Origin of the sequence: Luteimonas vadosa, assembly GCF_039543545.1 — a bacterium.
GTDB lineage: Bacteria > Pseudomonadota > Gammaproteobacteria > Xanthomonadales > Xanthomonadaceae > Luteimonas > Luteimonas vadosa.
Window position 1 is genome coordinate 513320 of record NZ_BAABJY010000001.1, and the last position, 26442, is coordinate 539761.

Below are 26442 nucleotides of genomic sequence, written 5' to 3' on the forward strand. Positions count from 1 at the left end.
GCATCGGAAAGCCCGCCGCAAGGCGGGCTTTTTCGTTGCCGGGTTTCGCTGGTGCGGTTCGCGTCGCAATCATCTTTCCTTGCGCGAGCGACGACCGTCGCGGCATCGGCGCGCCTTCCTCCCACCCGGCCCGCCGCTTCCGTGGCCCGGGATGGTGCGCGGCGAAGCGCCGCGCGCGCTGTCACCCGGCGTCGCGACGCGCCTTGACCAGGGCATCGACCACCGAGGGGTCGGCAAGCGTGGACGTGTCGCCGAGCTGGTCCGGCTGGTTCTCGGCGATCTTGCGCAGGATGCGGCGCATGATCTTGCCGGAACGCGTCTTGGGCAACGCCGGCGCCCATTGCAGGTGGTCGGGCGCGGCGATGGGGCCGATCTCGCTGCGCACGTGCCGCACCAGTTCGTCGCGCAGCGCGTCGCTGCCCGGCTCCCCCGCCACGAGGGTGACGTAGGCGTACAGCCCCTGCCCCTTGATGTCGTGCGGGAAGCCGACCACGGCGGCCTCGGCCACCTTCGGATGCGACACCAGGGCGCTTTCCACTTCGGCCGTGCCGATGCGATGGCCGCTGACGTTGATGACGTCGTCGACGCGCCCGGTGATCCAGTAGTCCCCGTTGGCGTCGCGGCGCGCGCCGTCGCCGGTGAAATACATCCCCGGGTACGCGCTGAAGTACGTGTCGAAGAACCGCTGGTGGTCGCCATGGACGGTGCGCATCTGCCCCGGCCAGGAATCGAGCAGCACCAGGTTGCCCTCGGCCTCGCCCTCGAGCCGGCGGCCGTCCGCATCCACCAGCGCGGGCCGTACGCCGAAGAACGGCTGCGTCGCCGATCCGGGCTTGAGGTCCGTCGCGCCCGGCAGCGGGGTGATCAGAATGCCGCCGGTCTCGGTCTGCCACCAGGTGTCGACCACCGGGCAGCGGCCATCGCCGACCACCGCGTGGTACCAGCGCCAGGCCTCCGGGTTGATCGGCTCGCCCACGGTGCCGAGCACGCGCAGCGACGCACGCGACGTCGCGCGCACCGGTCCATCGCCTTCGCGCATCAGTGCGCGGATCGCGGTCGGCGCGGTGTAGAACAGCGTCACCCGGTGCTTGTCGACCACCTGCCAGAAGCGCGAGTGGTCGGGGTGGTTCGGCACGCCCTCGAACACCAGCGTAGTCGCGCCGTTGGCCAGGGGTCCGTAGACGATGTAGCTGTGCCCGGTGATCCAGCCGACGTCGGCGGTGCACCAGTAAACGTCGTCGTCCTTGAGGTCGAACACGCAGGCATGGGTGTAGCTGGCGTAGACCAGGTAGCCGCCGGTGGTGTGCAGCACGCCCTTGGGTTTGCCAGTGCTGCCCGAGGTGTAGAGGATGAACAGCGGGTCCTCGGCGTTCATGCGCTCGGGCCGGCACTGGTCCGGCTGACCCTCGACCACGGCGTCGAACCAGCGGTCCCGCGGCATCTGCATGTCGACCGCGGCACCGGTGTGGCGGACCACCAGCACTGTCTCGACGCTATTGCTCCGCGGCAGGCGCAGCGCGGCGTCGACGTTGGCCTTGAGCGGGATCCTGCGGCCGCCGCGCACGCCTTCGTCGGCGGTGATCACCAGCTTGCTGCCGCAGTCGGCCACGCGGTCGGCGATGGCGTTGGGCGAGAAACCGCCGAAGACCACCGAATGGATCGCGCCAATGCGGGCGCAGGCCAGCATGGCGACGACGGCATCGGGGATCATCGGCAGGTAGATGGTGACCCGGTCGCCCCTGGCCACGCCGAGGTTGCGCAGCGCGTTGCCCAGCCGGCAGACGCGGGCATGCAGGTCGCGGTAGGTGACGGACTGCGCGGGCTGCGCCGGGTCGTCGGGCTCGAACAGCAGCGCGGTCCTGTCGCCCCGCGCGGCGAGGTGGCGGTCCAGGCATTCGACGCTGGCATTGAGTTCGCCGTCGGCGAACCAGCGGATGCGGAAATCCTCCCGGTCGAAGCTGGTGTCCTTGCCCTGGGTCGGTGGCCGCATCCAGTCCAGGCGCGTGGCGACCTGCCGCCAGAACCCGTCGGGGTCGCGCAGCGATTCCGCGTAGAGGCGCTGGTAGTCGGCACGCGTGAGGTTGGCTTGCGCGGCAAACGCGGGCGGGACGGGGTGGACGGCCGGTGCGTCCTTCGGATGGCTCATGGCGGGCTCCGTGGTTGCGCCTGTTCGCGCCAGCCCGTGCAGTGTGCCGCAAGTCGCGCCGACACCGCGTCGCCTGGCCGCGGATCGCTCAGCGCGGTGGCGCCGCCAGTTCCTTCGCGCTCAGGTATCCGTCGCGATTGGCGTCCTGCCGGTTGAAGGCCGTCGCCAGGCGCGCGCGGTGTTCGACGCGCGAAATCGCCGCGCCCCGGCCCCCGGGAAGTTCGTCGGGCACCAGGCGACCGTCGCGGTTGCGGTCCATGGCGTCGAAGGCGTAGCTCAGCCAATCCTGGTACTCGACCAGCGCCACGCGGCCGTCGCCATCGGCGTCCATGCGCGCCAGGTAGTCGCCGGCGGCCACCACCTGCGCCGGGGCCACGGACGGCAGCGTCGACAGCGATCCCAGCAGCAGCACGCCCAAGACGCGGAAACCCGGCCTGGGGAGGCCGGGTTTCCGGGAGGCGGTCGCGATGGCCGGGCGCAAGTCAGGCCCGGGCGGTCTGCAGCGTATAACCCTTCAGCCGCATCGAGTATTCCTGCAGCACGCGGATGCCGCTCGCCTCGGCTTCCCGGCACCAGGCCTGGAGGTGTTGCAGCGATTCCGCGGCATTGTGCGTCCGCGCCTCGAGCAGGGCGGCCAGGCGCGCACGATGCTCGACCAGGGTGCGGATCCGCGGCCGCTGCGACACCCACGCCTGCAGCTGCGCGCGGGCGTCGGGCTGCAGCCAGCGACCGTCGTCGACCAGCCCCTTGCGCAACCGCCGCGGCAGCAGCGCGCGCAGCTTGGCGCCAGCGGCCTGTGCCTCCTCGCGAAGGGCCGGCTTGAGCACGTTGTGCTTGAAGTCGGTCATGGCCTGGAACCGGTGCGCCAGCAGGGCGCGCATGGTGTCGGTGTCGGGAACCTGGATGTTGGGCCGCACGTCCAGGGACGGGGCGACGCGCAGCACCTTCGCCAGGCCGACCTTCTCCAGGCCCTTGATCACGACCCAGCCGATGTCGACTTCCCACTTGCGCAGGGCGAACTTGGCAGAACTCGGGAAGGCGTGGTGGTTGTTGTGCAGCTCTTCGCCGCCGATCCACAGGCCCCAGGGCACGAGGTTGGTGGCGGTGTCGGTGGTCTCGAAGTTGCGGTAGCCCCACCAATGGCCGAGGCCGTTGACCACGCCGGCGGCCCAGAACGGGATCCACGCCATCTGCAGCGCCCACACCGCCACGCCCTTGAAGCCGAACAGGGCGAAGCTGATGAACAGCAGCAGGGTCGGGCCCAGGGTCGGGAAGCGCGCGTAGACGTTGCGCTCCATCCAGTCGTCGGGGCAGCCCTTGCCGTACTGCTCGATGTCCTCGCGTCGCGCGCTCGCCTCGCGGTACAGCTCTACGCCGCGCCAGAACACGGTCTTGATGCCCTTGTGCATCGGGCTGTGCGGATCGTCCTCGGTCTCGCACTTGGCGTGGTGCTTGCGATGGACCGCCACCCACTCCCGGGTGACCATGGCGGTGCTCAGCCAGCTCCACAGGCGGAACACGTGGGCGATCGCCGGATGGAAGTCGACGCCGCGGTGCGCCTGGCTGCGATGCAGGTAGAGGGTCACCGCGAAAATGGTCAGCTGGGTGACGGCCAGGAACCAGATCGCGAGCGCGCCCCAGCCGAACTGGAACAGGCCGCCGGCGAGGAAGTCGAGGAAGGATGCAGGCATGTAGAAGGTCTGGTGGTTCGGACAGAACTCCCATCATGCGGCCTGCACCCGCGCAATACCATCCCTTCGCCGGCGTATGGGCGGTCCTGTTCACGTTGCGCATCAAGGGCTTGCGGCTATGGCGCGCAGGCGCCGTCCCCGGGGAGGGGCGCCGCTTGCCGCCCGCACGCACCGGCTCCACCCTGTGGCCATGCCCGAGCTGCCCGAAGTCGAAACCACCCGCCGGGGCCTCGCGCCGCACCTGGTCGAACGCCGCGTGGCGGGCGTGGTCCTGCGCCGGCCGGACCTGCGCTGGCCGATCCCGCCCGAGGTCGTCGACTGCCTTCCCGGCCAGCGCATCGTCGACGTGCGCCGGCGCGCCAAGTACCTGCTGCTCGACACCCGCGCCGGGAGCGCGCTGCTGCACTTGGGCATGTCCGGCAGCCTGCGCGTGCTCCCGGCCTCCGTCCCCGCCGGTCCGCACGACCACGTGGACCTGGTCCTGCCGGCCGGGCGCGTCCTGCGCTTCAACGACCCGCGCCGCTTCGGCTGCCTGCTGTGGCAACCGGCGGGCCAGGTCCACCCCTTGCTGCGGGCGCTGGGCCCGGAGCCGTTGTCGGAGGATTTCGACGGCGATTACCTGCATGCGCGCAGCCGGGGGCGCAGCGCACCGGTCAAGGCCTTCCTCATGGACCAGCGCGTGGTCGTCGGGGTCGGCAACATCTACACCGCCGAGGCCCTGTTCGCGGCCGGGGTGTCGCCGCTGCGGGCCGCCGGCCGCGTCTCGCGCGAACGCTACGGACGGCTCGCCGACGCGATCAAGGGAATCCTGCGGCACGCCATCGCCCGCGGCGGGACCACCTTGCGCGACTTCCTGTCGCCCGATGGCGCGCCCGGCTACTTCGAGCAGGAGTTGTCGGCCTACGGACGCGGCGGCCAGCCATGCACGCACTGCGCGCGCCCGCTCAAGCAGGCGTGGCTGGCGCAGCGGGCCACGGTCTGGTGCGGGCACTGCCAGCGCTGATGCGGGAGGGGCGCGCGGGCCGCGGTGTATAGTCGCCCGGCGCATCGGGGATCGAAATGAGCGAATCTGCGGACATCACCGGCTGGCTGGATGCCGCGCGAGACGGCGATCGCGGCGCGCTGGACCAGGTCCTCTCCACGCTCTACCAAGAGCTGCACTCGATGGCGCGCCGCCAGCTCGCGGGGCAGCAGGGGCATACGCTGGACGCCACGGGCCTGGTGCACGAGGCCTACCTCAAGCTGATCGGCCGCCGCGAGGCGCGCTTCGACGACCGCGCGCACTTCTTCGCCTATGCCGCCTCGGCGATGCGCAGCGTCGTGGTCGACTACGCCCGCCAGCGCCTGGCGCAGAAGCGTGGCGGCGACCTGCACCGCGTCACCGACCTCCCCGAGGACCTCCAGGGTGCGCTGCCCCTGGACGAGGAGATGCTGGGACTGGACACCGCGCTCACGCGCCTGGCCGGCGTCGACGAACGTCTGGCGCGGGTGGTGGAATTGCGCTACTTCGCCGGCCTGTCGGAAGTGGAGATCGCCGAACTGATGGACCGCTCCGAGCGCAGCATCCGCCGCGACTGGCAGAAGGCCCGCCTGTTCCTGCTGGCGTCGCTGCAGGAGCAGTGACGCGTGGCCCCGGCCGGCATCGGCGCACGGCCACTTCCTGGCGGCCCCCGTGCACCCGGGCGGGCGCCGCGGCACGGCAGCCGTTAGATGGACGCCGAACGCTGGCAACGAATCTCGCCCCTGCTCGATGCGCTGCTCGAGCTCGATGGCGACGCCCGCAGGCGTAGCCTGGCTTCGCTGCGCGAGGACGATCCGGGCCTGGCCACCGAAGTGGAAGCCCTGCTGAAGCTGGAGGAAGGCCAGGAGGAATTCCTCGCCGAGCCGGTGGTCGCGCAACTTCCGCACGCGCGCCCCGACGCAATGATCGGCCCGTACCGGCTCGAGCGGATGCTGGGCGAGGGCGGCATGGGCCAGGTCTGGCTGGCCAGCCGCGCCGACGGCTTCTACGAGAAGCGGGTCGCGCTGAAGCTGCTGCGGCCCGGCCTGGCCGACCCCAACCTCCGCCTTCACTTCACCCGGGAACGGCAGATCCTCGCCCGGCTCGAGCATGCCCACATCGCCCGGCTGCTCGATGCCGGCATCAGCGCCGACAGCCAGCCCTACCTGGCGCTCGAACACGTCGAGGGCGAACCCATCACCGACTGGTGCCGGCTGCACGAGCCGCCGCTGGACCAATGCGTGCGGCTGTTCCTGCAAGTCTGCGACGCGGTCAGCCACGCGCACGCCAACCTCATCGTCCACCGCGACCTGAAGCCGTCGAACATCCTGGTGACCGCGCTCAACGAGGTCCGGCTGCTCGACTTCGGCATCGCCAAGCTGCTCGATACCGCCGACCAGGGCGGCGACAACACCCGGACCGGCTTGCGCGCCTTCACCCTGCACTACGCGGCGCCGGAGCAGATCCGGGGCGAACCGGTCACCACCATGACCGATGTCTATTCCCTTGGGGTGGTGCTGTACGAACTGCTGGCCGGCAGCAAGCCCTACCAGCTGGCGCGCGAGAGCGACGCGCAGTGGGAAGAGGCGATCCTCAACGTCGATCCGGTGCGACCCTCGCTGGCGCTGCTGCGCCATGCCGACGACAACCGCACCGATCGCCCCACGGTCCGCAAGCGCGCCCGGGCGATCTCCGGTGACCTCGACAACATCGTCCTCAAGGCGATGTCCAAGCGCCCCGAGCAGCGCTATCCCTCGGTCGAAGCCCTCGCCCAGGACCTGGGGCGCTTCCTGCGCGGACGACCCGTGCACGCCCGCCCCATGCGGCTGTCCTACCGGCTGCGCAAGTACTTCGCCCGGCATCGCTGGGCCGTGTCGACGGCCGTGCTGGTCACCGCGGTGCTGATGGCCGCGCTGGGGATCGTCGGCTGGCAGGCACAACAGGCCATGCGCGAATCGGCGCGTGCGCAGGCCTTGCAGAACTTCGTCATCGGACTGTTCGAGAACGCGGGCGCCACGCCGGCCGGCGCGCCGCTGGATGTCCGCCGGCTGCTGGAGGCTGGCATCGAACGCGGCGAGCTGGAACTGGCTCAGCAACCAGTCGCCCATGCCGAGCTGTTCGGCGTGGTGGCCAGGATCCGCGCAGGACTGGGCGACTACGAGCAGGCGCTGGCGTTGCTCCTGCGCGAGGCCGCGATCGTCGGGACCATCGAGGACCCGCCACCGAGCCTGCGCCTGCAACTGGCCACGGACCTGGGACGGACGTCCCGGCTGCTGGCCCGCTACGCCGAATGCGTCGAGACCATGCGTCCGTGGCAAGCCCTGGCCCAGCGCGAGGAACGCCGGCTCCCGGTGCAGGTGTCCGAGTTCTACTCGCAACTGGGACGCTGCCAGCGCGCCAGCGGCGAACGCGCGGCGGCGCAAGCCCTGTTCCAGCGCGCGCTGGCCATCCGCCGCGACGTCCCCGGGGCCGCCGCCGCAGCGGTCGAGAACCTCTCGGACCTGGCCTCCCTGCTCGGCGACGCCGGTGACACGCAGGGCGCCCTCGACGGCCAACGACGCGCCCTGGCACAGCTTCGCGATCGCGTCGGCTTGCGCCACCCGTTGGCGATCGACCTGCTGCGCACGTCGTGTTCCCTGCAACGCGAACTCAGCGAGGTCCGGGGCGCGGAGCGCGATTGCCGCAGTGCCCTGGCGCTGTCACGCGCGCTGCATGGCGACCAGCATCGGGCGACCATCGATGCCCGGCGCCAGCTCGCCGCGCTGCTGGTCGACCAGGGGCGCCTGGGCGAGGCCGGGGCCGAGTTCCGCGACACCCATGGCTGGCTGGTCTCGCGGCTCGGCGAGGACCATCCCGATGTCGCGCTCAACTACAACAGCCTGGGCATCGTGGCGTGGGAGCGCGGGGACGTCGAGGAAGGCGTGCGCGACGTGCAGAAGGCGATCGAGATCTGGCGACGCCAGGACAACGAACCCAGGCTGGCGTCGGGCCGGTTCAACCTGGCGTTGATCCTGCACAGCGTGGGGCGCGACGCGCAGGCACGGGCGCCGCTGGTGCAGGCGCTGCAGCAACGCGCGGCGAGTTACGGCGCCACCCATCCGCTGGTGGGCGATACCTGGCGGCTGCTGGGCGAAGTCGACGCCGCGTTGGGTCGCGACGAAGCCGCGCTGGCGGCGTTGCGGCGCGGGGCCCGGCTGACACGGCTGGGATATGGCGATACCCACTCGCACACCTACCGCGCCCAGCTGTCACTGGCACGCTTCCAGGCCGAGCGCGGGGACGTCACCGCCCTGCAGCGCCTCGATAGCCTGGCCGCGCTGGGGTCTCCGGCGCCGGGCGACCATGAGTTGCGCAAGATCGCCTGGCTGGCCGGCGCCTACGCGGCCGGCGTGCGCTGCCGTGGCGCCCAACGCGACCAGGCATCGGCCAGCCTGGACGCGATCGAGGCGGAGATCCGCGAGTTGCGCCCCGAGGGCGGCGTGGTGGCCCGGGAAGTCGCAGGGGTGCGGCGGCACTGCAGGTGACGGTCGCGCGCGACCCGGGGCGTCTCGCTAGGCGTCGCTGGATGGGTGGTCCCGCGCCGTGCCGTCGAAGGCCAGGCTGCCCTGCGAAGGGAGGATGCGGCCCTCGCCCCGCGCGATCTTCTTGAATTCGGCCCGGCTGACGGACACGTAGCGCTCGTTGCCACCGATCTCCACCTGGGGCCCGGCCTGCACGGCATGCCCGGCCTCGTCCACGCGCACCGTCATGGTCGCCTTGCTGCCGGTGTGGCAAATGGTCTTGATCTCGACCAGCTCGTCCGCCCAGGCCAGCAGGTACTGGCTGCCCTCGAACAGCTCGCCGCGGAAGTCCGTGCGCAGGCCATAGCACAGCACCGGAACGCGCAGCGCATCCACCACCTCGCCCAGTTGCCAGACCTGGGCCCGGGCCAGGAACTGCGCCTCGTCCACCAGCAGGCAGTGCAGGCGTCCGTTTGCATCGATGTCGTCGCGCACCCAGGCCTCGATGTCGTCCTCGCGATCGAAGGTCGCCGCCGGCGCGCTCAGCCCGATCCGCGACGCCACCACGCCGCCGCCCGCACGCCGGTCCAGGCGGGGCGACAGGATCGCCACGCGCATGCCGCGCTCGCGGTAGTTGTGCGCCGACTGCAGCAGCGTGGTGGTCTTCCCGGCGTTCATCGCCGAGTAGTAGAAGTACAGCTTGGCCATCGGCGCATTGTAGGTCGTGCGGGTGCCGTTCGAGGCGTGGCGGACCACGGGGCCGGGACACGCGGCGGCTAGACTATGCGTCCGCCCGGAACCCCTTGGCATGCACGGCCTCAACCCCCAACAATCCATCGCGGTCGCGCAATGCGACGGCCCGGTGCTGGTGCTCGCCGGGGCCGGCAGCGGCAAGACGCGGGTGATCGTGGAGAAGATCGCGGAGCTGGTCCGGTCCGGCCGTTACCCGGCCAAACGGATTGCCGCGATCACCTTCACCAACAAGGCGGCGAAGGAGATGCGCGAGCGAGTCGCGCGGCGGATCAAGGGCGACGCCGCCGACGGCCTGACCATCTGCACCTTCCACGCGCTGGGGCTGAAGCTGCTGCAGGTCGAGCACGCCCGGGCCGGACTCCGGCGCGGCTTCTCGATCTTCGACGCCGACGACGCCGCCTCGCAACTGAAGGACCTGATGCCGGGCGCCAAGCCCGACGCCGTGCAGGCGATGCAGTCGCTGGTCTCGCGCGCCAAGAACGCCGGTCTGTCGCCCGAGCAGGCCAAGGCCGAAGCCCGAAGCGCGCGCGAGCACGAGGCCGCGGCGCTGTACGCCCGCTACCAGGCGCGGCTGTCCGCGTTCAACGCGGTCGACTTCGACGACCTGATCCGCTTGCCGGTCGAGTTGCTGGAGGGCGACGCCGACTGCGCGCTGGGCTGGCGCGAGCGCATCGGCTACCTGCTGGTCGACGAATGCCAGGACACCAACGACGCCCAGTACCGCATGCTCCGGGCGCTGGCCGGTCCGCGCGGCAACTTCACCTGCGTCGGCGACGACGACCAGAGCATCTACGCCTGGCGCGGCGCCAACCCGGAGAACCTGTCGCAGCTGGCGCGCGACTACCCGTCGCTGCGCGTCGTCAAGCTGGAACAGAACTACCGCTGCAGCAACCGCGTGCTGCGCGCGGCCAATGCGCTGATCGCGCACAACCCGCACGAGCATCCCAAGACCTTGTGGAGCGCGCAGCCCGACGGCGAGCGCATCCGCGTCTGGGAGTGCCGCGACAGCGCGCACGAGGCCGAGCGCGTCGCCGGCGAGATCCATTTCCTGCACACCGCCCGCGGCGCGGCCTGGAGCGATTTCTGCGTGCTGTTCCGCGGCAACCACCAGTCGCGCCCGCTGGAGAAGGCGCTGCAGCTGCTGCGCATCCCCTACCACCTCAGCGGCGGCACCGCCTTCCTGGAGCGCGCCGAGGTCAAGGACGCGCTGGCGTGGCTGCGGCTGCTGGCCAACCCGGAGGACGACGCCGCCTTCCTGCGCGCGGTGCAGTCGCCGCGGCGCGAGGTCGGTGCGACCACGCTCGCGAAGCTGGCCGAACTCGCGCAACAGGCAGCACGGCCGCTGTCTCGGGCCGCGGAGTCGGTCGGGCTGCTGAAGCAGTTGCCGGCGAGGTCGGCCAATGCGCTCGGCGGGTTCACCGACATCGTCCGCGGCCTGCGCGGGGACGCGACCCGACTGCCGGCGGCGGAGCTGGTGCGCCAGCTGAGCGAGCGCTCCGGCCTGCTGTCGGCGCTGCGCGCGCAGTGCAAGTCCGACGCGCTGTTCAAGATCCGGCGCGGCAACCTCGACGAACTGGCGGACTGGTTCGAGCACGCTGCCGGTACGACGCCACGCGGTGCCAGCGCCAGCGACCTCGCCGCCTCGCTCGCCCTGCTCACCCACGCTGACCGGAACGAGGCCGGCAACCAGGTCCGGCTGATGAGCCTGCACGGCGCCAAGGGCCTGGAGTTCCGCTACGTGTTCATCGTCGGCGTCGAGGACGGCACCCTGCCGCACGAGGCGAGCCTGGACGAAGGCCGGCTCGACGAGGAACGCCGCCTGCTCTACGTGGGCATCACCCGCGCCAAGGAGCAACTGTGGCTGTCCCACGCCCGCGAAGCCCAGCGCTGGGGCAGTCGGCACAAGCTCGCGCCGAGCCGCTTCCTCGACGAGCTGCCGGCCGCCGAGCTGCAGCGCGATGGCGCGGACCCCGTCGCCGATGCCGCCCGCAAGCAGGAGCGCGCCGACGTCGGCTTCGCCGCGATCCGGGCCATGCTCGCGGACTGACCGGCACGCGGGCCGGCGCTCCAGGCGCCGAAGCGATCCTGCGGTTCGATAGACTGCGCGCACCTCCACCACACGCCATCCCGCCATGCGCAGACTCCTGCTGGTCCCCGTCCTGCTGGCGATGCTGGCCGCTTGCCGGACGACACCCATTGCGGGGCCCATGCCGGCACCCTCGGCCCCGGCCGCGGCCACCGTCGCAGCCCACGACAACCTCAACGCCGTGCTGTGGGTCCAGGCATCGGCGGAATACCAGGCGTTGGCCATGCAGACCTATCGCTCGGCCACGGCCCGGCTCGACGCGGCGCTGGCCGACCCCGGCTGGGACGCCCTGGCGCCCGCCGATCGCGACGGCACGCGCCGGCGCGCCGCGCTGCCGCCGGCGGTGATCCTGGACGTCGACGAGACCGTGCTCGACAACTCGCCGTACCAGGCGCGGATGGTGGAGGACGATACCGAGTTCGGATCGGCTACCTGGTCCGCCTGGGTCGCGGAAGCACAGGCCCGAGCGATCCCCGGCGTGGTCGAGTTCGCGCGCGCCGCGGACGCGCGCGGCATCACCCTGGTCTACCTGTCGAACCGGACCGAGGCCATGCAGGACGCGACCCTGGCCAACCTGCGTGCCGAAGGGTTGCCAGTGAAGGATGACTCGGTGTTCCTTGGCCAGGGCACGCCCGTGCCCGGCTGCACGCAGCGGCGGGACTCGGACAAGTCGTGCCGTCGCCGGATGGTCGGTCGCGAGTACCGGGTGCTGATGCAGTTCGGCGACCAGGTCAGCGACTTCGCCGAGCCGGCGGCCAACACGCCGCAGGCGCGCGCCCAGCTGCTCGAACAGCACCACGCCTGGTTCGGCGACCGCTGGTGGATGCTGCCCAACCCGACCTACGGTGGCTGGGAGGGCGCGGTGTTCGACAACGCCTGGGACCTCCCGGGCGACACCAGGCGCAAGGCCAAGCGCGAGACGCTGGACGCGAAAAGATAGCTAAATCAAACACTTAATCGGTGTAATTTCAGGTATTGCACAAAGATGCGGGGCGGGTTAGCCTGCACCGGCCACAACAAAGTCCTCCGGCCCCGGCCGGACTTCGGGAGATCCAACGGGTCTCCCTTTTTCTTGCCCCGCCGGCGCGTCGGCGCGGCCCTGCAGGCTTGCCCGCACCCCCGCACCCGGCCAAGATGCCAGTGGGGGGGGTGTTCCGGAGCAGTTCTCGGGGAGCAGTGGATGCGTCTAGCTGGGCGTCGGGTGGGACCTTGGTCCGCGCTGCTTTCGTTGCTGGCGGCAACCCTGCTCGCCTTGGCCGCCTGCCAGCGGGAAGCGCCGGTGCCCAAGGCGCCATCGCGGGGCGACAACACGCGGCCGGCGCAAGCGGTACTGCTGCTGACCCGGCACCTGCGCGAGAACGACCTCGTCGCCTTCACCCGGGACGCCGTGCCGCCCGGCCTGCACGCCCGCCTGGACGTGGCCTGGCAGGCTGGCCGCACGCGCTGGCCGCTGGAGGAGCTGCCGTTCGACGAGCGCTTCCCGACCCTGCTCGCGTCCCTCTCCCAACCCGGCGCAGAGGACCGCCTGCAGCGCGTCTTCGACCAGCAGTTCTCCGGTGCCCACGCCGAGATCAAGGCCGCGGCCAGGACCCTGGGCCTGTTCGGCGTGCAATACGTCCAGCATGACGACGACTACAGCGAGGCCGAGCGCGACCACTACGCGCAATTCATCGCCGCCCTCAGCCAGTGGGCCGCGCAGGCCCCCTTGGGCGATCCCGGGCGTGCGCGCACGGCCATCCCGCAACTCACCCGCGCCGCGCGCGCCACGCGGCTCGGTTCGGAAGCCGCCTTCGCCGAGGCCGGCATGCAACGGAGCCTGCGCCGCCTCGGGCCGTTCGTGGCGACCGGCAAGACGCTGCTGGCCGGCTACGGGCTGGACCTGGACGAGAGCCTCGATGGACTGCAGGCGACGCTGCAGGCCCAGACCGGCGACAGCGCCCGGGTGCGCATGCAGTACACGCTGGGCGGTCAGCCCATCGATGTGTTCGTGGACCTCAAGCGCCGCAAGGGCCGCTGGTACCTGGCCGAGTACCTGCGCCGCGCCGAAGCCGCGGTCACGCCGGCGCCGGCGCAGGAGGCGGCCCGTGCAGCCCCGCCCGGCTGAAGCGGGCGTCCGCATCCCCGGCCCTGGTGCGGCCGCTTCGGCATAATGCCGCCGATGCCCACCCAACCCACCTTGTTCGATCCCGAGCCCGCTCCCGGGGGACACGCGGATCCGTCCGGGCCCGGTTGCGACGCCGCCGCCGCGCCCGCGGACGACCCGGCCGCGCCGGAAGCCGCCGCCGGGCCGATGCTGGCTGGCAGCGAACAACCCGGCGAGGCCCCGCCCGGAGCGCCCGCGACCCCGGGAGGCGCCACTGAATCCGGCGCGCCGGCTCCGCCCGCGATGGCGCCGGTGCCGGCGCATGTCGCCGCCGGACGCGTCAAGCGGCCCTGGTGGGCGCGCCTGCTCGGGAAGCTGCTGTCGCCATGGATCGTGCTCAAGATCGAGCCGCAGGCGCCGGAGACGTTCATTGATGCGCGCCCCGTGTGCTACGTGCTCGAGGACTACGGCCTGTCCAATGCCCTGATCCTGGACCGTGCCTGCCGCGAAGCGGGACTGCCGTCGCCGTTGCGGCCGTTGCCCGGCGATCCGCTGGGCCGCAAGCGCGCCTACGTGGCGTTGTCGCGCCGCAACGCCGCCAATGCCCTCAAGGTGGCCGCCGCCCTCGCCACCCAGGGCAAGCCACCGAAACAGAAGACGCATTCCGATTCGCTGGCGCGCCTGCTCGATGCGCACCGGGACGATGAGGCCCTGGACGTCCAGCTGGTCCCGGTGTCGATCTTCGTCGGACGCTCCCCGGACAAGAGCAGCGGCTGGTTCTCGGTGCTGTTCTCCGAGAACTGGACCCTGGTCGGACGCTTCCGCCGCCTGCTCGCGATCCTGCTCAACGGCCGCGACACCCTGGTGCAGTTCGCCGCGCCGGTGCGCATCCGCGACGTCGTGGCCGAGGACCTGACGCCGGAGCGCACGGTGCGCAAGCTGTCGCGCGTGCTGCGGGTGCACTTCAACCGCATCCGCGAGGCGGTGATCGGACCCGATCTGTCCACGCGCCGGCTGCTGGTCGACAAGGTGCTGTCCTCGATCCCGGTCAAGGAAGCGATCGACGACCAGGCGCGCCGCGATGCCAAGGCGCGCAGCGGCCGCGGCGCGGCCGATCTCGACCGGGCCCGGCTGGACGCCTGGAAAAAGGCCCACGCCTACGCCTACGAGATCGCCGCGGACTACTCGCACCCGGTCGTGCGCTCGGCCAGCTTCCTGCTCACCACCGTCTGGAACCGCATCTTCCGCGGCGTGCTGGTGCACCACCTCGACGACCTCAAGGCCATCGCGCCGGGCAACGAGATCGTCTACGTGCCGTGCCACCGCAGCCACATGGACTACCTGCTGCTGTCCTACCTGCTGTACACCCGCGGCATCGTGCCGCCGCACATCGCCGCCGGCGTCAACCTCAACCTGCCGGTGATCGGCAACCTGTTGCGCCGCGGCGGCGCCTTCTTCATCCGCCGCAGCTTCCGCGGCAACGCCCTGTACTCGGCGGTGTTCACCGAGTACGTGGCGCAGCTGGTGTCCGGTGGCTATGCCCTCGAGTACTTCATCGAGGGCGGGCGCTCGCGCACCGGCCGGCTGTTGCGGCCCAAGGGCGGGATGGTGGCGATGACGGTGCGCGCCTACCTCCGCCAGCCGACGCGGCCGGTGCTGTTCCAGCCGGTGTACATCGGCTACGAGAAGCTGATGGAGGGCAGCAGCTACCTCGAGGAGCTGTCCGGCAAGCCCAAGGACAAGGAATCGATCTGGCAGCTGCTGTGGGGCATCCCCAAGGTCTTGCGGCAGAACTACGGCCAGGTCGTGGTGAACTTCGGGGAACCGATCGCGCTGGGCGACGTGCTCGCCGAGCATGCGGGCGGCTGGGACGGCGAGCCGCTGGACGACGAGGACCGCCCCGACTGGCTGTCGGAGACCGTCGATGCCGTGGCCGAACGGATCCAGGTCAACGTCAACCGCGCCGCCGACGTCAACCCGATCAACCTGCTGGCCATGGCCCTGCTCTCCACGCCCAAGCACGCCATGGGCGAAGGCGACCTGCTGGCGCAGATCCGCCTGTCGCGGGTGCTGCTGGCCGAAGTGCCTTACAGCGACCGCGTCACGGTGACCCCGCATGCGCCCGAGGAGATCATCGCCCACGGCGAGGAGATCAACGTGCTGCAGCGGACGACGCATCCGCTGGGCGACGTGCTGTCGGTTGACGACGACAACGCGGTGCTGCTCAGCTACTTCCGCAACAACGTGGTGCACCTGTTCACGGCGTCTGCCTGGATCGCATGCTGCTTCCTGCACAACCGCCGCATGGCGCGCGACAGCGTGATCAGCATCGGGCGCTCGATGTACCCCTTCCTGCAGGGCGAACTGTTCCTGCCCTGGGACGAGGAGACATTCGCAGCGCGCATCGACCGGACCATCGACGTGTTCGTGCGCGAGGGATTGCTGGAATCGGTCGGCGAGAACGGTGGCGGCATCCTGGGCCGCAACGCCGGGCAGTCCGACGAGGTGTTCCGCCTGCGGGCCCTCGGCCATCCGCTGCAGCAGGCCTTCGAGCGCTACTACATCGCGATCTCGGTGCTGGCCAAGAACGGTTCCGGGACCCTGGGTGCCGGGGAGCTGGAGAGCCTGTGCCAGCTCGCCGCGCAAAGGCTCTCGCTGCTGTACGCCCCGGCGGCGCCGGAGTTCTTCGACAAGACCCTGTTCCGCGGCTTCATCCAGAAGCTGCGCGAGCTCGAGCTGGTCCGGCTCGATGGCAACAGCAAGCTGGCCTTCGACCATCGCCTCGACGTCTGGGCCAAGGACGCCAAGATCATCCTCGGGCGCGAGTTGCGCCACACCATCGAGAAGATCAGCCCCGAGGCCGCGAGGGCGGAACCCGACGGTTGAGCGCCCGCCCCCCCGAGGGCTGGTTGTCGGCCGAACCGATGGCCCCGGGCGCCGCGATCGCGCGACGCCCGGGCCGGTCGATCAGAAGCGCAGTTCCGCGTTGAACGTCAGCGTGCGGGCGTCGACGGAGATTTCGTCGTCGAAATCCGACCGGAAGCTGGTGTAGTCCAGGCCCAGGCCGAAGTTGGAACTGAAGTCGTAGCCGATGCCGACGCCGAAGTACGGCTTCACCGAGTTGCCGCTGGCGCTGCCGACGCCGGTCGCGCTGGCGTCGCCCTTGGAGCGGAAGGCCCCCAGGCGGCCGGCGATGTAGAACCCGTTGTTGTCCGCTCCGAAGTTCTTCCTGGCGACCACGCCCAGGCCCAGCCCGGTCAGCTTGGCCGAGTAGCCGTCCTCGGAATAGTCGTAGAGGTTGGCGTAGAAGCCCTCGATGGCGACGTTGGGCGTGAAGTAGTAGCCACCGCCCAGCTGCAGGGTGCGGTCGTCGTCCTTGTCGCTGCCGAATCCGTCGACGTCGACGTCCACCGTGCTGTGGCCCGCGGCCGCCCGCACGAAGCCCGTCCCGCCCTCGACCGCCAAGGCGTTCGCGGACAGGCTGGCCAGGGCCAGGGCGCAGGACGTGGTCAAAAGTGCCTTCATTCTGGAGTCTCCCCTGAATTCATTGATGTTCATGAACCACCATGTGCTGCCGGCATGGGTGTCCGGCAGGCCCGGGAAGGACGCCTCGCGTGCGCGATCGCGGTCCCCGGACCTGCGCAGGATTGCGTGGCGGCTCGGCCCGATGCATTCCCGGATCGGGAAAACTTCTGAAAGCTTCTGAATCGGGGCGATTGCGGGCCCGGACGCCCTTGAAAGACTTGAACCCTGCGCCCGTTTGACCACAAGCTTCCGCCGATCGCGACGGAGGGGGGTCGTGGCCCGGGATCGACTATCAGCCGAACAAACGCCTGGCGGCGGCGCTCGCCCGGGGATCTGGCGCTTCGGTCGCGCGATCGTGGACGAGCGCGAGGCTTTGTTGACCGTGGCCGGCCAGGGGGTCGACCTGGATCGCAGCAGCTACGACGTCCTGCTCTGCCTGTTGCGCCATGCCGGCGAGGTCGTGGGCAAGGACGAGCTGCTCGAAGCCGGGTGGCCGGCGCGGGTCGTCTCGGAAAACTCGCTGGCCAAGGCGGTCAGCCGGATCCGCCACGCCCTGGGCGCGGACGGCGGCAGCCTGAAGGTGGTGCACGGCTATGGCTACCGCCTGGCCGTTGGGGTGCATTTCGAGACCGTGCCCTTGGCCAAGGTCCACGCGCACCCGCACGAAGCCGACCGCCTGCGCCCGGGCGACCCCCTGCCGCAGCGGCCGGGATGGTCCCTGCGGCGGCGGCTGGGCGAGGGCAGCGCGGGGCTGATCTACCTCGCCCAGGACAGCTCGGGCCAGGCTTGCGCGGTGAAGCTGGCGACCGGCGAAGCCGGACTGCGCAGCCTCAAGCGAGAGATCGCCCTGGAGCGCTACATGGCGGCCGCGGCCGCCGACATCCCTGGACTGGCGCGCCTGACCGGGTGGAACCTGGCGCATCCGCCCTTCTTCGCCGAAATGCCCTTCTTCGAGCAGGGCAACCTCCGGAACTGGATCGACGCCCGGGGCGGGTGGGCCGGCATCGACCTCGACGCGCGCCTGCAGATGTGCGCCGGGCTCTGCGACACCCTCGCGGCGCTGCACGGACTGGGCATCATCCACAAGGACCTCAAGCCGGAGAACCTGTACCCGCTCGAGCCCGCCACGCCGGGAGGGACGTGGCGGCTGATGCTCTCGGACCTCGGGGCCGGGCAGGCCGCGATCACGCCCCGGCTGGCCGAGCTCGACATGGGCCTGAGCATCATCGATCCCGTGCACGGGATCACCTCCGGGCAGGCGGGGAACCTGCTGTACATGGCACCGGAGGTCATCGCCGGTGAAATCCCCACGCAGCGCAGCGACGTGTTCTCGCTGGGCGTCCTGCTCTACCAGCTGGTGGTGGGGGACCTGCGGCGTTCCCTGGCGCCCGGCTGGGAGCTGGAGGTGACCGATCCGCTGTTGCGCGAGGACATCGCCGCGGCCGCCGCCTCGGACCCGCACCGGCGCCTGCTGGATCCCGCCGAGCTCGCCGATCGCCTGCGCGGGCTGGAAGCACGACGACACGCTCAGGAACGGCAGCGCGCGCGCGAACAGGCGATCCTGCGCACGGCGAAGCAGCTGGCGACCATGAAACGGCGCAGGCGCCGGGGACTGGCGGCGGTTTCGGTGCTGCTCTCCGTCCTCGCGCTGTCCCTGTGGCAACAGCAGGCGACGCGCCGCGAGCGGGAGATCGCGCTGGGGGCCACGTCGCGGGCGCAGGCCGAGGCGGCAAAGACCGCGGCGGTGGTCGACTTCCTGACCGACGGCATCCTGCGACAGGCCAATCCCTACGAAGTCGGCAGCAGGCCGCTCAGCCTGCGGCACGCGATCGACCGCGCCGCGCACGACGTCAAGGGTCGTTTCTCCGACGAACCCGCGATCGCGGCCGAAATCCACGGCGCGCTGGCCGGTGCCTACGAAGGCATGAACGAATTCGGCAGCGCCGTGGGGCATTACGACAAGCAGGTCCGTGCATTGCGCCGCACGCGCCCCGTCGACCTGCCGGCCGTCGCACGGGCCCAGTCGGCCCTGTGCCGCGCATGGCACTGGCAAGGCAGCCTGCCCTGGGCCGACGCCGCGTGCCTGCGCGCCCGCGCGGACTTCCTGGCCGCCGGCTTGCCGCCGGACATGGCGGAGGTCTTCCTGGCCCTGTCCGACAGCCGTCGCGACGAGAACCGGCGGGTGCTGCACCGTCTGTCGCCGCGGATGGAGCGGATCCGGTCCAGCGGCGACGACGACCTGCTCGGCTACGCCCTGTGGTTCACCGGCATCGCGCAGAACCGTGTCGGCGATGTCCAGGCAAGCGAACGGACGCATGCCGAGCTGGTGGCGGTGCGGCAACGCCAGGCGCCCGGCGGCAGCATGTCGCTGGCCTGGGCCCTTGCCGACCATGGCAGAGCCTTGTTGCAGGCAGGCCGGATCGACGAGGGCGAACGCACGCTCGCACGGGCGCAAGCCATGTTCGATCGCATCGCCGGTCCCGAAAATCCGCAGGGCCGCACGCCTGCGATCCACCGGGCCAGACATGCCTACGCGCTCGGCCAATGGACGCGCGCCCGGGCGCTGGCCCGACCCCAATACGAGTTCCTGCGCCAGGCGGCCGGTTGGCAGAACTGGACCATCTTCGCCGCGCTGACGACGGTGGCCGCCGAGGCGCGGCTGGGCAACCAGGACGCCGCCCGCGAACTGCTCGCCGAACTGGCCGCCGGCACCGCCGGGCTGGAGCGCGACTTCCCGTACCTGCGCGAGACCTACTGGACGCACCTGTTCGACACCCACCTGGCGCTCGGCGACACGGTGGCGGCGCAAACCTACCTCGAGAAACTGGCCGCGCTCTCGCGCCACCCGGACGCCAGTGCCCTGCTGCCGGCGCAGGTCGAGTGCCACCGCGGCGCGCTGCGCGCCGCGCGTTCGCAAGCCACACGGGCCCGGCGGCACCTGGACGCGTGCCGGCGCGGACTGGAATCCCTGCTGCCCAAGGGCAGCCCGCTGCTGCAACTGCCACGGCATGTCGTCGTGGCAGCCGACGCCAGCCGCGCCTGACGCCGCTTCCAACGCGCCACGCTTGTTTCGTCGCGCCGATGGACTCCGTCGCGCCGGGGGCAGGCGCCTCAGGCGGGCTCGTCCGGGATCAATGCGCTCTCGAGCCGTTCGATGCAGTCCTTGAGCTGCAGCTTGCGCTTCTTCAGCCGCTTGACCGCCAGCTCGTCGGCTTGCGGGTCGGTCTGGAGGCGGGCGATGGCGGCGTCGAGGTCGCGGTGTTCGACGCGCAGCGCGACAAGGCGCTCGATCAGGCGGGATTGCTCGGAGGGACCGATGGGCTGCATCGCCCGCTCAGGTTACACGCTGCGCGCGCCATCGCGGCCCGGGGCGCGGCCAAGCGGCCACTCGCTAGAATGGCGACCCCATGAACACCGTCCTGCCCCTGCCCGATCCTGTCCGCCCGCGCGTGCCCGCCGCCACGCAGGACGAGCAGCGCCTGGCCCGGCGCCTGCGCCACCAGGCAGGGCGCGCGATCGCCGACTACGGGATGATCGGCGAAGGCGACAAGGTCATGGTCTGCCTGTCCGGCGGCAAGGACAGCTACACGATGCTCGACATCCTGCTGCAGCTGCAGCGCAAGGCGCCGGTGGCGTTCTCCATCACCGCGGTCAACCTCGACCAGAAGCAGCCCGGCTACCCGGAACACGTGCTGCCCGACTACCTGGAAGCGCTCGGCGTCGACTACCGCATCCTCGAGCAGGACACTTATTCGGTGGTCGAGCGCGTCGTGCCGGAGGGCAAGACCATGTGCGGGCTGTGCTCGCGGTTGCGGCGCGGGGCGCTGTACGCCTTCGCCCGGGCCGAGGGCTTCACCCGCATCGCGCTCGGACACCACCGCGACGACCTGGTCGCGACGTTCTTCCTCAACCTGTTCTTCCACGCCAAGCTCGCCGGCATGCCGCCGAAGCTGCTGTCCGACGACGGCCGGCACGTGGTGATCCGGCCGCTCGCCTACGCCGCCGAAGCCGACATCGCCCGTTACGCCGAGCTCAAGGGCTTCCCGATCATCCCGTGCAACCTCTGCGGATCGCAGCCGAACCTGCAGCGCCAGCAGGTGCAGCGGATGCTGGCGGCCTGGGAGCGCGAGACGCCGGGCCGCATCGACCAGATCGCCCGTGCCCTGTGCGACATCCGCCCGTCGCAGCTGGGCGACCGGACCCAGTTCGATTTCATGCGCCTGGGCCTTGCGCCGGGCGCCGCGCCGGCCGGCGCCATGGCCTTCGCATCCGACGACGACAACGACGCGGCCTGAGCCGCGCGCTTCCTTCCCCCTTGCAGGACCTTCGATGTTCTTCCGCAACCTGACGCTGTTCCGCTTCCCCGCCTCGCTCGACCTCACCGACCTCGAAACCCGCCTCGCCGACGTGCCGCTCAAGCCCGTCGGCGCGCTGGAACTGTCCTCGCGCGGCTTCGTCCCGCCGTTCGGCCGCGACGCCGAGGCGCTGACCCACCGCGTCGACGACGCCGTCTGGCTCACCGTCGGCAGCGAGGACAAGTTGCTGCCGGCCGCCGTGGTCAACGACCTGCTGGCCAAGAAGCTGGCCCACGTCGAGGAGCGCGAAGGCCGCAAGCCCGGCGGGCGCATGCGCAAGCGGATGAAGGAGGACCTGGTGCACGAACTGCTGCCGCGCGCCTTCGTGCGGCCATCGCGCACCGACGCCATGCTCGACCTGTCGCACGGGCTGTGCATCGTCGACACCGCCTCGCGCAAGAACGCCGAGGCCGTGGTGTCGGACATCCGCCACGCGCTGGGCAGCTTCCCGGCGCTGCCGCTGAACGCCGAGGTCGCGCCGCGCGCCATCCTCACCGGGTGGATCGCGGGCGAGCCGTTGCCCGAGGGCCTGTCGCTGGGCGAGGAATGCGAACTGCACGACGCGGCCGAACGCGGCGCCGTGGTCAAGTGCCAGCGCCAGGACCTGCAGGGCGAGGAGATCGCGCAACACCTGCAGGCAGGCAAGCAGGTCACGCGCCTGGCGCTGGTGCTCGACGACCACGTGTCGTTCGTGCTCGGCGAGGACCTGGTGGTGCGCAAGCTCAAGTTCCTCGACGGCGCCGTCGACCAGCTCGAGGTCACGCAGGCGGACGACATCCGCGCCGAGCTCGACGCGCGCTTCGCGCTGATGGCGGCGGAACTCAAGCGCCTGTTCGCGGTGCTGGAGGGGGCGTTGCGCCTGTCGCGCGTCGATTCCTGACCGCCACGACCGGCGCCCGCCGGCGCCCACCCGGTAGCATGTCGCCATGACCTCGCTGCTCCGCCTGCTGCGCTCCGGCGATCCGCCCAGCAAGCCGCGCCCGCTGCAACGCGACACCGTCGACGTGCCGCTCGCCGATGGCGGCTGCCTGCCCGTGCTGCGCGTCCGCGATCCACGTGCAACGCGCATGCGGCTGACGGTGGACGAACGCGGCGCGCGGCTGACGCTGCCGGCGCGCGCCAGCCTGGCGTCGGGCGACCGGTTCCTGCGCGCGCACCGCGCCTGGATCGTCGAACAGGTCGGGCTGCATGCCATCGACGGGATCGCGCCGCTCGAGCGGGATCGCACGCGCGTGCTGCCGCTGCGCGGCGAGGACCTGCCGGTGCGGTGGCAGGCCGGTCCGTTCAGCCGGGCGATGCGCGAGGGGGACGGGATCGCGTTCACCCATGCGGCGCGCATCGGCGATGCGGGTCTGCGCCGGACCCTGCGCGACTTCTACGAGGGCGAGGCACGCGCCGACGTCGGCCGCTGGCTGCCGCGCTGGTTGCCCGGGTTGCCGCGCCCGCCTGCCCGGATCCGGTTCAAGGTCATGTCCTCGCAGTGGGGCTCGCTGGCGCCCGACGATGCATTGTCGCTGGACCTGTCCCTGGTGCTGGCGCGGCCGTCGGCGTTCCATTACGTGCTGGTGCACGAGCTCTGCCACCTGGTGCACGCCGACCATTCCCCGGCCTTCTGGCGCGAGGTCGAGGCGCGCTGCCCCGACTGGCGCGGCGAGCGCGACTACTTCCACGACCATGGCCGGCGCATCAAGGCGCGGCTCCGGGGCCTGCTGTCCGGTTGAATGCTGTCCGGTTGAACAATGCCTTCGCGTTGACCCGGTTACCGACACCTCTCGCCGCCCCCCGGGGGTTCTCATGCCATCCAGAGGCTTCATGGCGCTCTGCGCCGGTCTCGTCCTCGCCCTGCCCGCTTGCGAGAAGGCCGCCGACGCCGCCACGGAATCCGCGATCGAGCGCGCCAGCGGGCAGCAGGTGGACGTCGACCGCGACGGCGATCGCCTCTCGGTCAAGACCGCCGACGGCGAGTTCGTCGTCCAGTCCGGCGAATCGCTGCCCTTGCCGGCCGATTTCCCCGACGACGTCTACCTGCCCGATCGCTACTCGGTGAACAGCGTGATGGACATGGGCGGCACGCGGATGGTCAGCGTCACCACGCAGGGCAAGGTGGCGGGCATCTTCGGCGCGGCGCAACAGGCCATGGCCAAGGCGGGCTGGACGCAGACGATGTCGATGCAGCATTCGGTCGACACCGCGATGCTCTCCTACGAGAAGGACCACCGGGCGGCGGTGCTGTCCTTCAACAAGGGCGAGGGCAGCGACGGCGTGGTGATGGGCGTGCAGCTGCGCACCGAAACGCAGTAGACGGTCGACCCGGCGACGGGGTCACGACGCATCGCCGGACCCGCGCCCGTTGCGGGGTCGCCGGAAGAAATCGCCGATCGCCGCGGCGACCGCCTGCGGATCCTCCATGTGCAGGTGGTGTCCGCCTGGGACCACCACCAGTTCGCCGCGCGGCAGAAACGCGGCGCGGGCGCGGCGCAGGTCGTCGGGCAGGTAGGGCTGGGCGGGGTCGGCGAACACCACGCGCGCCGGGCACTCGATCCCGCGCACCAGCGCCTCGACCTGGGCCTCGGTCATGCGCACCATCGTCGGCAAGGTCAGGCGCGGATCGCTGCTCCAGGCATGCCCGCCCGCGACCGCGACCAGCCCGCGCTCCACCAGCAGCCGCGCCGCCGGTTCGCTCAGCCCGTTGGCGCGCATCCGCGCGCGCACCGCGCTGTCGATGTCCGGGAACACACGCAGTTGCTTGCCGGCCAGGGCGCGGGTCGCGGCCACCGCGTCGCGCATGCGCTCCACCGTGCGTTCGGGGGCTTCGGCTAGCGCCCCCAGCGCTTCGATCGCGACCAGCCGTTCGATGCGTCCTGGGCAGGCCGCGGCGACCAGGCTGCCGATGCCCGCCCCCATCGAGTGGCCGAGCAGGGCGAAGCGGTCCCAGCCGAGCGCATCGGCGATGTCGAGCACGTCGTTGACGGCGCCGGCGAATGAGTAGTCCGCGCCGGCCGGCAGGTGCGCGCTGCGGCCATGGCCCGGCAGGTCGGGCGCGACCAGGTCGATGTCGTCGAGGTAGGCCGCCAGCGGGACGAAACTCGCGGCGTTGTCGAGCCAGCCGTGCAGCGCCAACACCCGCGGCGCGTCCGCCGGCACGGCGCCCGCGGTGCGCAGGCCCGCCACCGGAAGGCCGGCCGTCGGCAGGGTGAACTCTTTCAGGCTCACGGTCCGTCCGTACCGGTTCGCCAGGCGTCCAGCGCCCGCGTGGCGATCGCCGCGAGCGCCTCGGCGTGCGCGGGCGCGTCGTTGAGGCAGGGGATGTAGGACAGCGACTCGCCGCCGGCCGCGCGGAACGCAGCGGCGTTCTGCATCGCGATTTCCTCCAGGGTCTCCAGGCAGTCGACCGCGAAGCCCGGGCAGACCACGTCCACGCGTCGCACGCCTTCGGCCGGCAGCGCCTGCAGGAGCTGGTCGGTGGCGGGCTGCAGCCATGGTTCGCGGCCGAACCGCGACTGGAACGCGACCCGGTAGTCCGCGGACTCCAGCGCGAGCGCGGCCGCGATCGCCTCGACCCCGGCCTCGCAACGCCTGCGATAGGGATCGCCCGCGTCCACCAGCCGTTGCGGGATGCCGTGGAACGAGAACAGCAACAGGTCGCCGCGCCCCTGCGCCTGCCAATGCGCACGGATCGAGCCGGCCACGGCGGAAACCCAGCCGGGGTCCACCGCGTAATCGTCCACCACGCGTACGCCGTCGCCATCGGCCGCGACGGCCTCGACGACGTCGACCACCGAGGCCGTGGTGGTGGTCGAATACTGCGGATACAGCGGCAACACCAGGATGCGCGCCGCGCCCGAGGCCTGCAGCCCGGCCAGCGCCGACGCGAGCGCCGGCTCGCCATAGCGCATCGCATGCGACACGCGCACGTCCGGCAACCGCGCCTGCACCGCCTCGGCCAGGCGACGGGTATGCACCGCCAGCGGCGAGCCCTCGTCCATCCAGATCTCGGCGTACTTGCGCGCCACCCGGGGGGAGCGCAGGGGCAGGATCAAGAAGTGCAGCAGCGGGCACCACAACCAGCGGGTGAGCTGGACCACGCGGTGGTCGTGGAGGAACTGCGCGAGGTAGCGACGCACCGCGCGGGGCGTCGGCGCCGACGGCGTGCCGAGGTTGACCAGCAGCACGGCGTCGCGCGCGGGAGGAGTCGAAGTGGCCATGCCGCTAGCATGGCAGGGCAGGAGGGCGAAGGCATCCCGCGGGTCCCGTGGCCTCGTTTCCGGCGCCGGAACTCATCGCTGATTCATCGCCCGGCGCATAGCCTGAACTTCGCCTGCCGTGCGCGGTCCTGCCTTTGGTCGCATTCGCTTCGAACCCTTTCGCATCGCCTCGATCGCGTCACCCCGATCGCCTCACTGGAGTTCCCATGCCCGTCGTCCGCCCCGCACGTCCCGTGAACCGCCTCTCGCTGCTGACCGCCACGTTGGTCGTGTCCCTGGCCGCCGCCCCCGCCTTCGCCGGTCCGCAGCAGGATGCGCGCGCGCGAAACGCGGTCCGGGTGCTGACGGACATCCAGGCCGTCCCGGAATCGGCGATCCCCGACAAGCTGCTCGACGAAGCGCGCGCCATCGTCGTGGTCCCCGACACGATCAAGGCCGGCCTGATCCTCGGCGGCCGCCGCGGCCATGGCCTGCTGTCGGTCAAGACGGCGGATGGCACCTGGTCGAACCCCAGCTTCGTCAAGCTCACCGGCGGCAGCATCGGCCTGCAGGTCGGCGTGCAGTCCGCGGACGTGGTGCTAGCCTTCCACACCGATCGCGGCCTGGAATCGATCGTCAACGGCAAGCTCACCCTCGGCGCCGATGCCGGCGTGGCCGCCGGCCCGCTCGGGCGCAATGCATCGACCGCCACCGATGGCGAACTCAAGGCCGAGATCTGGTCCTGGTCGCGTGCCCGCGGCTTGTTCGCGGGCGTCGCGCTCGACGGCGCCGTCCTGTCGATCGACGATGCCGCCAACGAGGCCGTGTATGGCCGCGACACCACGCCCCGGATGATCTTCGAGGGCCGCACGTCGCCGCCTTCCGATGCGGTCGTCGACTTCCGCGACCGCCTGGAAGAGGCCACCGCCAGCGCGCGCGCCAACCGAGGCACGTCCGCCGCACGTCCCATGCCCGCACGCACGCCGCCGCCGCGCGTCGACAACCCGCCTGCCGCGACCGATGCGATGCCGGCGCCGTTCGAGCCGGTGCAGGACGACGAGATCCACGCCGAACCCCTGCCCGAGACGCCCCGGCGCTGATACCCGGGGCGCGGCCGCC

Annotated in this window: 21 protein-coding genes; 13 read left to right on the forward strand and 8 right to left on the reverse strand. The window is 71.3% G+C overall.

What is annotated here, in order from left to right:
* Positions 1-181 precede the first annotated feature (181 nt).
* The 3 genes from acs to ABD970_RS02385 all read right to left on the reverse strand — a co-directional run bounded on the left by acs (position 182) and on the right by ABD970_RS02385 (position 3837).
* The gene (gene acs / locus ABD970_RS02375; RefSeq protein ID WP_345293892.1) at positions 182-2146 is read right to left on the reverse strand and encodes an acetate--CoA ligase; all 1965 of its coding nucleotides are present in this window, start codon (positions 2144-2146) and stop codon (positions 182-184) included.
* Between the two features lie 88 nt (positions 2147-2234).
* On the reverse strand, positions 2235-2564 hold the full coding sequence (locus ABD970_RS02380; RefSeq protein WP_425563053.1) for an EF-hand domain-containing protein: 330 nt from the start codon (positions 2562-2564) through the stop codon (positions 2235-2237).
* A gap of 64 nt (positions 2565-2628) precedes the next feature.
* On the reverse strand, positions 2629-3837 hold the full coding sequence (locus ABD970_RS02385) for a DesA family fatty acid desaturase (RefSeq protein WP_345293893.1): 1209 nt from the start codon (positions 3835-3837) through the stop codon (positions 2629-2631).
* Between the two features lie 190 nt (positions 3838-4027).
* Here ABD970_RS02385 and mutM point away from each other — a divergent pair, with 190 nt between their 5' ends.
* From mutM to ABD970_RS02400, 3 genes are all read left to right on the forward strand, one after another.
* Positions 4028-4840 carry a bifunctional DNA-formamidopyrimidine glycosylase/DNA-(apurinic or apyrimidinic site) lyase gene (gene mutM / locus ABD970_RS02390; protein WP_345293894.1) on the forward strand — a complete coding sequence of 271 codons (813 nt, stop codon included), beginning with the start codon at positions 4028-4030 and terminating at the stop codon, positions 4838-4840.
* A gap of 56 nt (positions 4841-4896) precedes the next feature.
* Positions 4897-5460 (forward strand): ECF-type sigma factor, encoded by a 564-nt coding sequence (locus tag ABD970_RS02395; RefSeq protein WP_345293895.1) that lies wholly within the window; start codon positions 4897-4899, stop codon positions 5458-5460.
* A gap of 87 nt (positions 5461-5547) precedes the next feature.
* A complete protein-coding gene (locus ABD970_RS02400; protein WP_345293896.1) occupies positions 5548-8361 on the forward strand; it encodes a serine/threonine-protein kinase in 2814 nt (937 codons plus the stop codon).
* A gap of 27 nt (positions 8362-8388) precedes the next feature.
* On the opposite strand, the gene ABD970_RS02405 is transcribed toward ABD970_RS02400, so the two are convergent.
* A complete protein-coding gene (locus ABD970_RS02405; RefSeq protein ID WP_345293897.1) occupies positions 8389-9045 on the reverse strand; it encodes a thymidine kinase in 657 nt (218 codons plus the stop codon).
* A gap of 100 nt (positions 9046-9145) precedes the next feature.
* On the opposite strand from ABD970_RS02405, the gene ABD970_RS02410 reads away from it, so the two are divergent.
* The 4 genes from ABD970_RS02410 (at position 9146) to plsB (ending at position 16145) form a co-directional block, all read left to right on the forward strand.
* Positions 9146-11137 carry a UvrD-helicase domain-containing protein gene (locus ABD970_RS02410; protein ID WP_345293898.1) on the forward strand — a complete coding sequence of 664 codons (1992 nt, stop codon included), beginning with the start codon at positions 9146-9148 and terminating at the stop codon, positions 11135-11137.
* A gap of 85 nt (positions 11138-11222) precedes the next feature.
* Complete coding sequence (locus ABD970_RS02415; protein WP_345293899.1) at positions 11223-12116, forward strand: 5'-nucleotidase, lipoprotein e(P4) family; 894 nt, start codon at positions 11223-11225, stop codon at positions 12114-12116.
* 261 nt (positions 12117-12377) lie between these two features.
* The gene (locus ABD970_RS02420; protein WP_345293900.1) at positions 12378-13280 is read left to right on the forward strand and encodes a hypothetical protein; all 903 of its coding nucleotides are present in this window, start codon (positions 12378-12380) and stop codon (positions 13278-13280) included.
* Positions 13281-13466: 186 nt separating this feature from the next.
* The gene (plsB, locus tag ABD970_RS02425) at positions 13467-16145 is read left to right on the forward strand and encodes a glycerol-3-phosphate 1-O-acyltransferase PlsB (RefSeq protein WP_425563054.1); all 2679 of its coding nucleotides are present in this window, start codon (positions 13467-13469) and stop codon (positions 16143-16145) included.
* Positions 16146-16226: 81 nt separating this feature from the next.
* On the opposite strand, the gene ABD970_RS02430 is transcribed toward plsB, so the two are convergent.
* Positions 16227-16784 (reverse strand): outer membrane beta-barrel protein, encoded by a 558-nt coding sequence (locus ABD970_RS02430; RefSeq protein ID WP_345293902.1) that lies wholly within the window; start codon positions 16782-16784, stop codon positions 16227-16229.
* Between the two features lie 274 nt (positions 16785-17058).
* Between ABD970_RS02430 and ABD970_RS02435 the strand changes: the two genes are divergently transcribed.
* Positions 17059-19827: a protein kinase domain-containing protein gene (locus ABD970_RS02435; RefSeq protein ID WP_345293903.1), complete on the forward strand. Its 2769-nt coding sequence runs from the start codon at positions 17059-17061 to the stop codon at positions 19825-19827.
* Positions 19828-19895: 68 nt separating this feature from the next.
* Here ABD970_RS02435 and ABD970_RS02440 read toward each other — a convergent pair whose 3' ends face one another.
* Positions 19896-20111: a YdcH family protein gene (locus tag ABD970_RS02440; RefSeq protein WP_345293904.1), complete on the reverse strand. Its 216-nt coding sequence runs from the start codon at positions 20109-20111 to the stop codon at positions 19896-19898.
* An 80-nt stretch (positions 20112-20191) separates the two neighbouring features.
* Here ABD970_RS02440 and ttcA point away from each other — a divergent pair, with 80 nt between their 5' ends.
* The 4 genes from ttcA to ABD970_RS02460 all read left to right on the forward strand — a co-directional run bounded on the left by ttcA (position 20192) and on the right by ABD970_RS02460 (position 23440).
* On the forward strand, positions 20192-21079 hold the full coding sequence (gene ttcA / locus ABD970_RS02445; protein ID WP_345293905.1) for a tRNA 2-thiocytidine(32) synthetase TtcA: 888 nt from the start codon (positions 20192-20194) through the stop codon (positions 21077-21079).
* Between the two features lie 34 nt (positions 21080-21113).
* Positions 21114-22019, forward strand: a complete 906-nt coding sequence (locus ABD970_RS02450) for a recombination-associated protein RdgC (protein ID WP_345293906.1) — start codon at positions 21114-21116, stop codon at positions 22017-22019.
* A gap of 46 nt (positions 22020-22065) precedes the next feature.
* The gene (locus tag ABD970_RS02455) at positions 22066-22860 is read left to right on the forward strand and encodes a YgjP family zinc-dependent metalloprotease (RefSeq protein WP_345293907.1); all 795 of its coding nucleotides are present in this window, start codon (positions 22066-22068) and stop codon (positions 22858-22860) included.
* A gap of 73 nt (positions 22861-22933) precedes the next feature.
* The gene (locus ABD970_RS02460) at positions 22934-23440 is read left to right on the forward strand and encodes a hypothetical protein (protein WP_345293908.1); all 507 of its coding nucleotides are present in this window, start codon (positions 22934-22936) and stop codon (positions 23438-23440) included.
* A gap of 21 nt (positions 23441-23461) precedes the next feature.
* Here ABD970_RS02460 and ABD970_RS02465 read toward each other — a convergent pair whose 3' ends face one another.
* Together ABD970_RS02465 and hemH are read right to left on the reverse strand one after the other, a co-directional pair.
* The gene (locus ABD970_RS02465) at positions 23462-24352 is read right to left on the reverse strand and encodes an alpha/beta fold hydrolase (protein WP_345293909.1); all 891 of its coding nucleotides are present in this window, start codon (positions 24350-24352) and stop codon (positions 23462-23464) included.
* The gene (hemH, locus tag ABD970_RS02470) at positions 24349-25344 is read right to left on the reverse strand and encodes a ferrochelatase (RefSeq protein ID WP_345293910.1); all 996 of its coding nucleotides are present in this window, start codon (positions 25342-25344) and stop codon (positions 24349-24351) included. The genes ABD970_RS02465 and hemH overlap by 4 nt, the downstream gene beginning before the upstream one ends.
* 233 nt (positions 25345-25577) lie before the next feature.
* On the opposite strand from hemH, the gene ABD970_RS02475 reads away from it, so the two are divergent.
* Positions 25578-26423, forward strand: a complete 846-nt coding sequence (locus ABD970_RS02475; RefSeq protein WP_345294545.1) for a lipid-binding SYLF domain-containing protein — start codon at positions 25578-25580, stop codon at positions 26421-26423.
* Positions 26424-26442 lie beyond the last annotated feature (19 nt).

Coding starts and splice junctions, on each gene's coding strand:
- acs (WP_345293892.1), bottom strand. CDS start 2,146: ATGAGCCATCCGAAGGACGCACCGGCCGTCCACCCCGTCCCGCCCGCG.
- ABD970_RS02455 (WP_345293907.1), top strand. CDS start 22,066: ATGACCTCGCTGCTCCGCCTGCTGCGCTCCGGCGATCCGCCCAGCAAG.
- ABD970_RS02395 (WP_345293895.1), top strand. CDS start 4,897: ATGAGCGAATCTGCGGACATCACCGGCTGGCTGGATGCCGCGCGAGAC.
- mutM (WP_345293894.1), top strand. CDS start 4,028: ATGCCCGAGCTGCCCGAAGTCGAAACCACCCGCCGGGGCCTCGCGCCG.
- ABD970_RS02415 (WP_345293899.1), top strand. CDS start 11,223: ATGCGCAGACTCCTGCTGGTCCCCGTCCTGCTGGCGATGCTGGCCGCT.
- ttcA (WP_345293905.1), top strand. CDS start 20,192: ATGAACACCGTCCTGCCCCTGCCCGATCCTGTCCGCCCGCGCGTGCCC.
- plsB (WP_425563054.1), top strand. CDS start 13,467: ATGCTGGCTGGCAGCGAACAACCCGGCGAGGCCCCGCCCGGAGCGCCC.
- ABD970_RS02400 (WP_345293896.1), top strand. CDS start 5,548: ATGGACGCCGAACGCTGGCAACGAATCTCGCCCCTGCTCGATGCGCTG.
- ABD970_RS02450 (WP_345293906.1), top strand. CDS start 21,114: ATGTTCTTCCGCAACCTGACGCTGTTCCGCTTCCCCGCCTCGCTCGAC.
- ABD970_RS02410 (WP_345293898.1), top strand. CDS start 9,146: ATGCACGGCCTCAACCCCCAACAATCCATCGCGGTCGCGCAATGCGAC.
- ABD970_RS02430 (WP_345293902.1), bottom strand. CDS start 16,784: ATGAAGGCACTTTTGACCACGTCCTGCGCCCTGGCCCTGGCCAGCCTG.
- ABD970_RS02460 (WP_345293908.1), top strand. CDS start 22,934: ATGCCATCCAGAGGCTTCATGGCGCTCTGCGCCGGTCTCGTCCTCGCC.
- ABD970_RS02385 (WP_345293893.1), bottom strand. CDS start 3,837: ATGCCTGCATCCTTCCTCGACTTCCTCGCCGGCGGCCTGTTCCAGTTC.
- ABD970_RS02405 (WP_345293897.1), bottom strand. CDS start 9,045: ATGGCCAAGCTGTACTTCTACTACTCGGCGATGAACGCCGGGAAGACC.
- hemH (WP_345293910.1), bottom strand. CDS start 25,344: ATGGCCACTTCGACTCCTCCCGCGCGCGACGCCGTGCTGCTGGTCAAC.
- ABD970_RS02440 (WP_345293904.1), bottom strand. CDS start 20,111: ATGCAGCCCATCGGTCCCTCCGAGCAATCCCGCCTGATCGAGCGCCTT.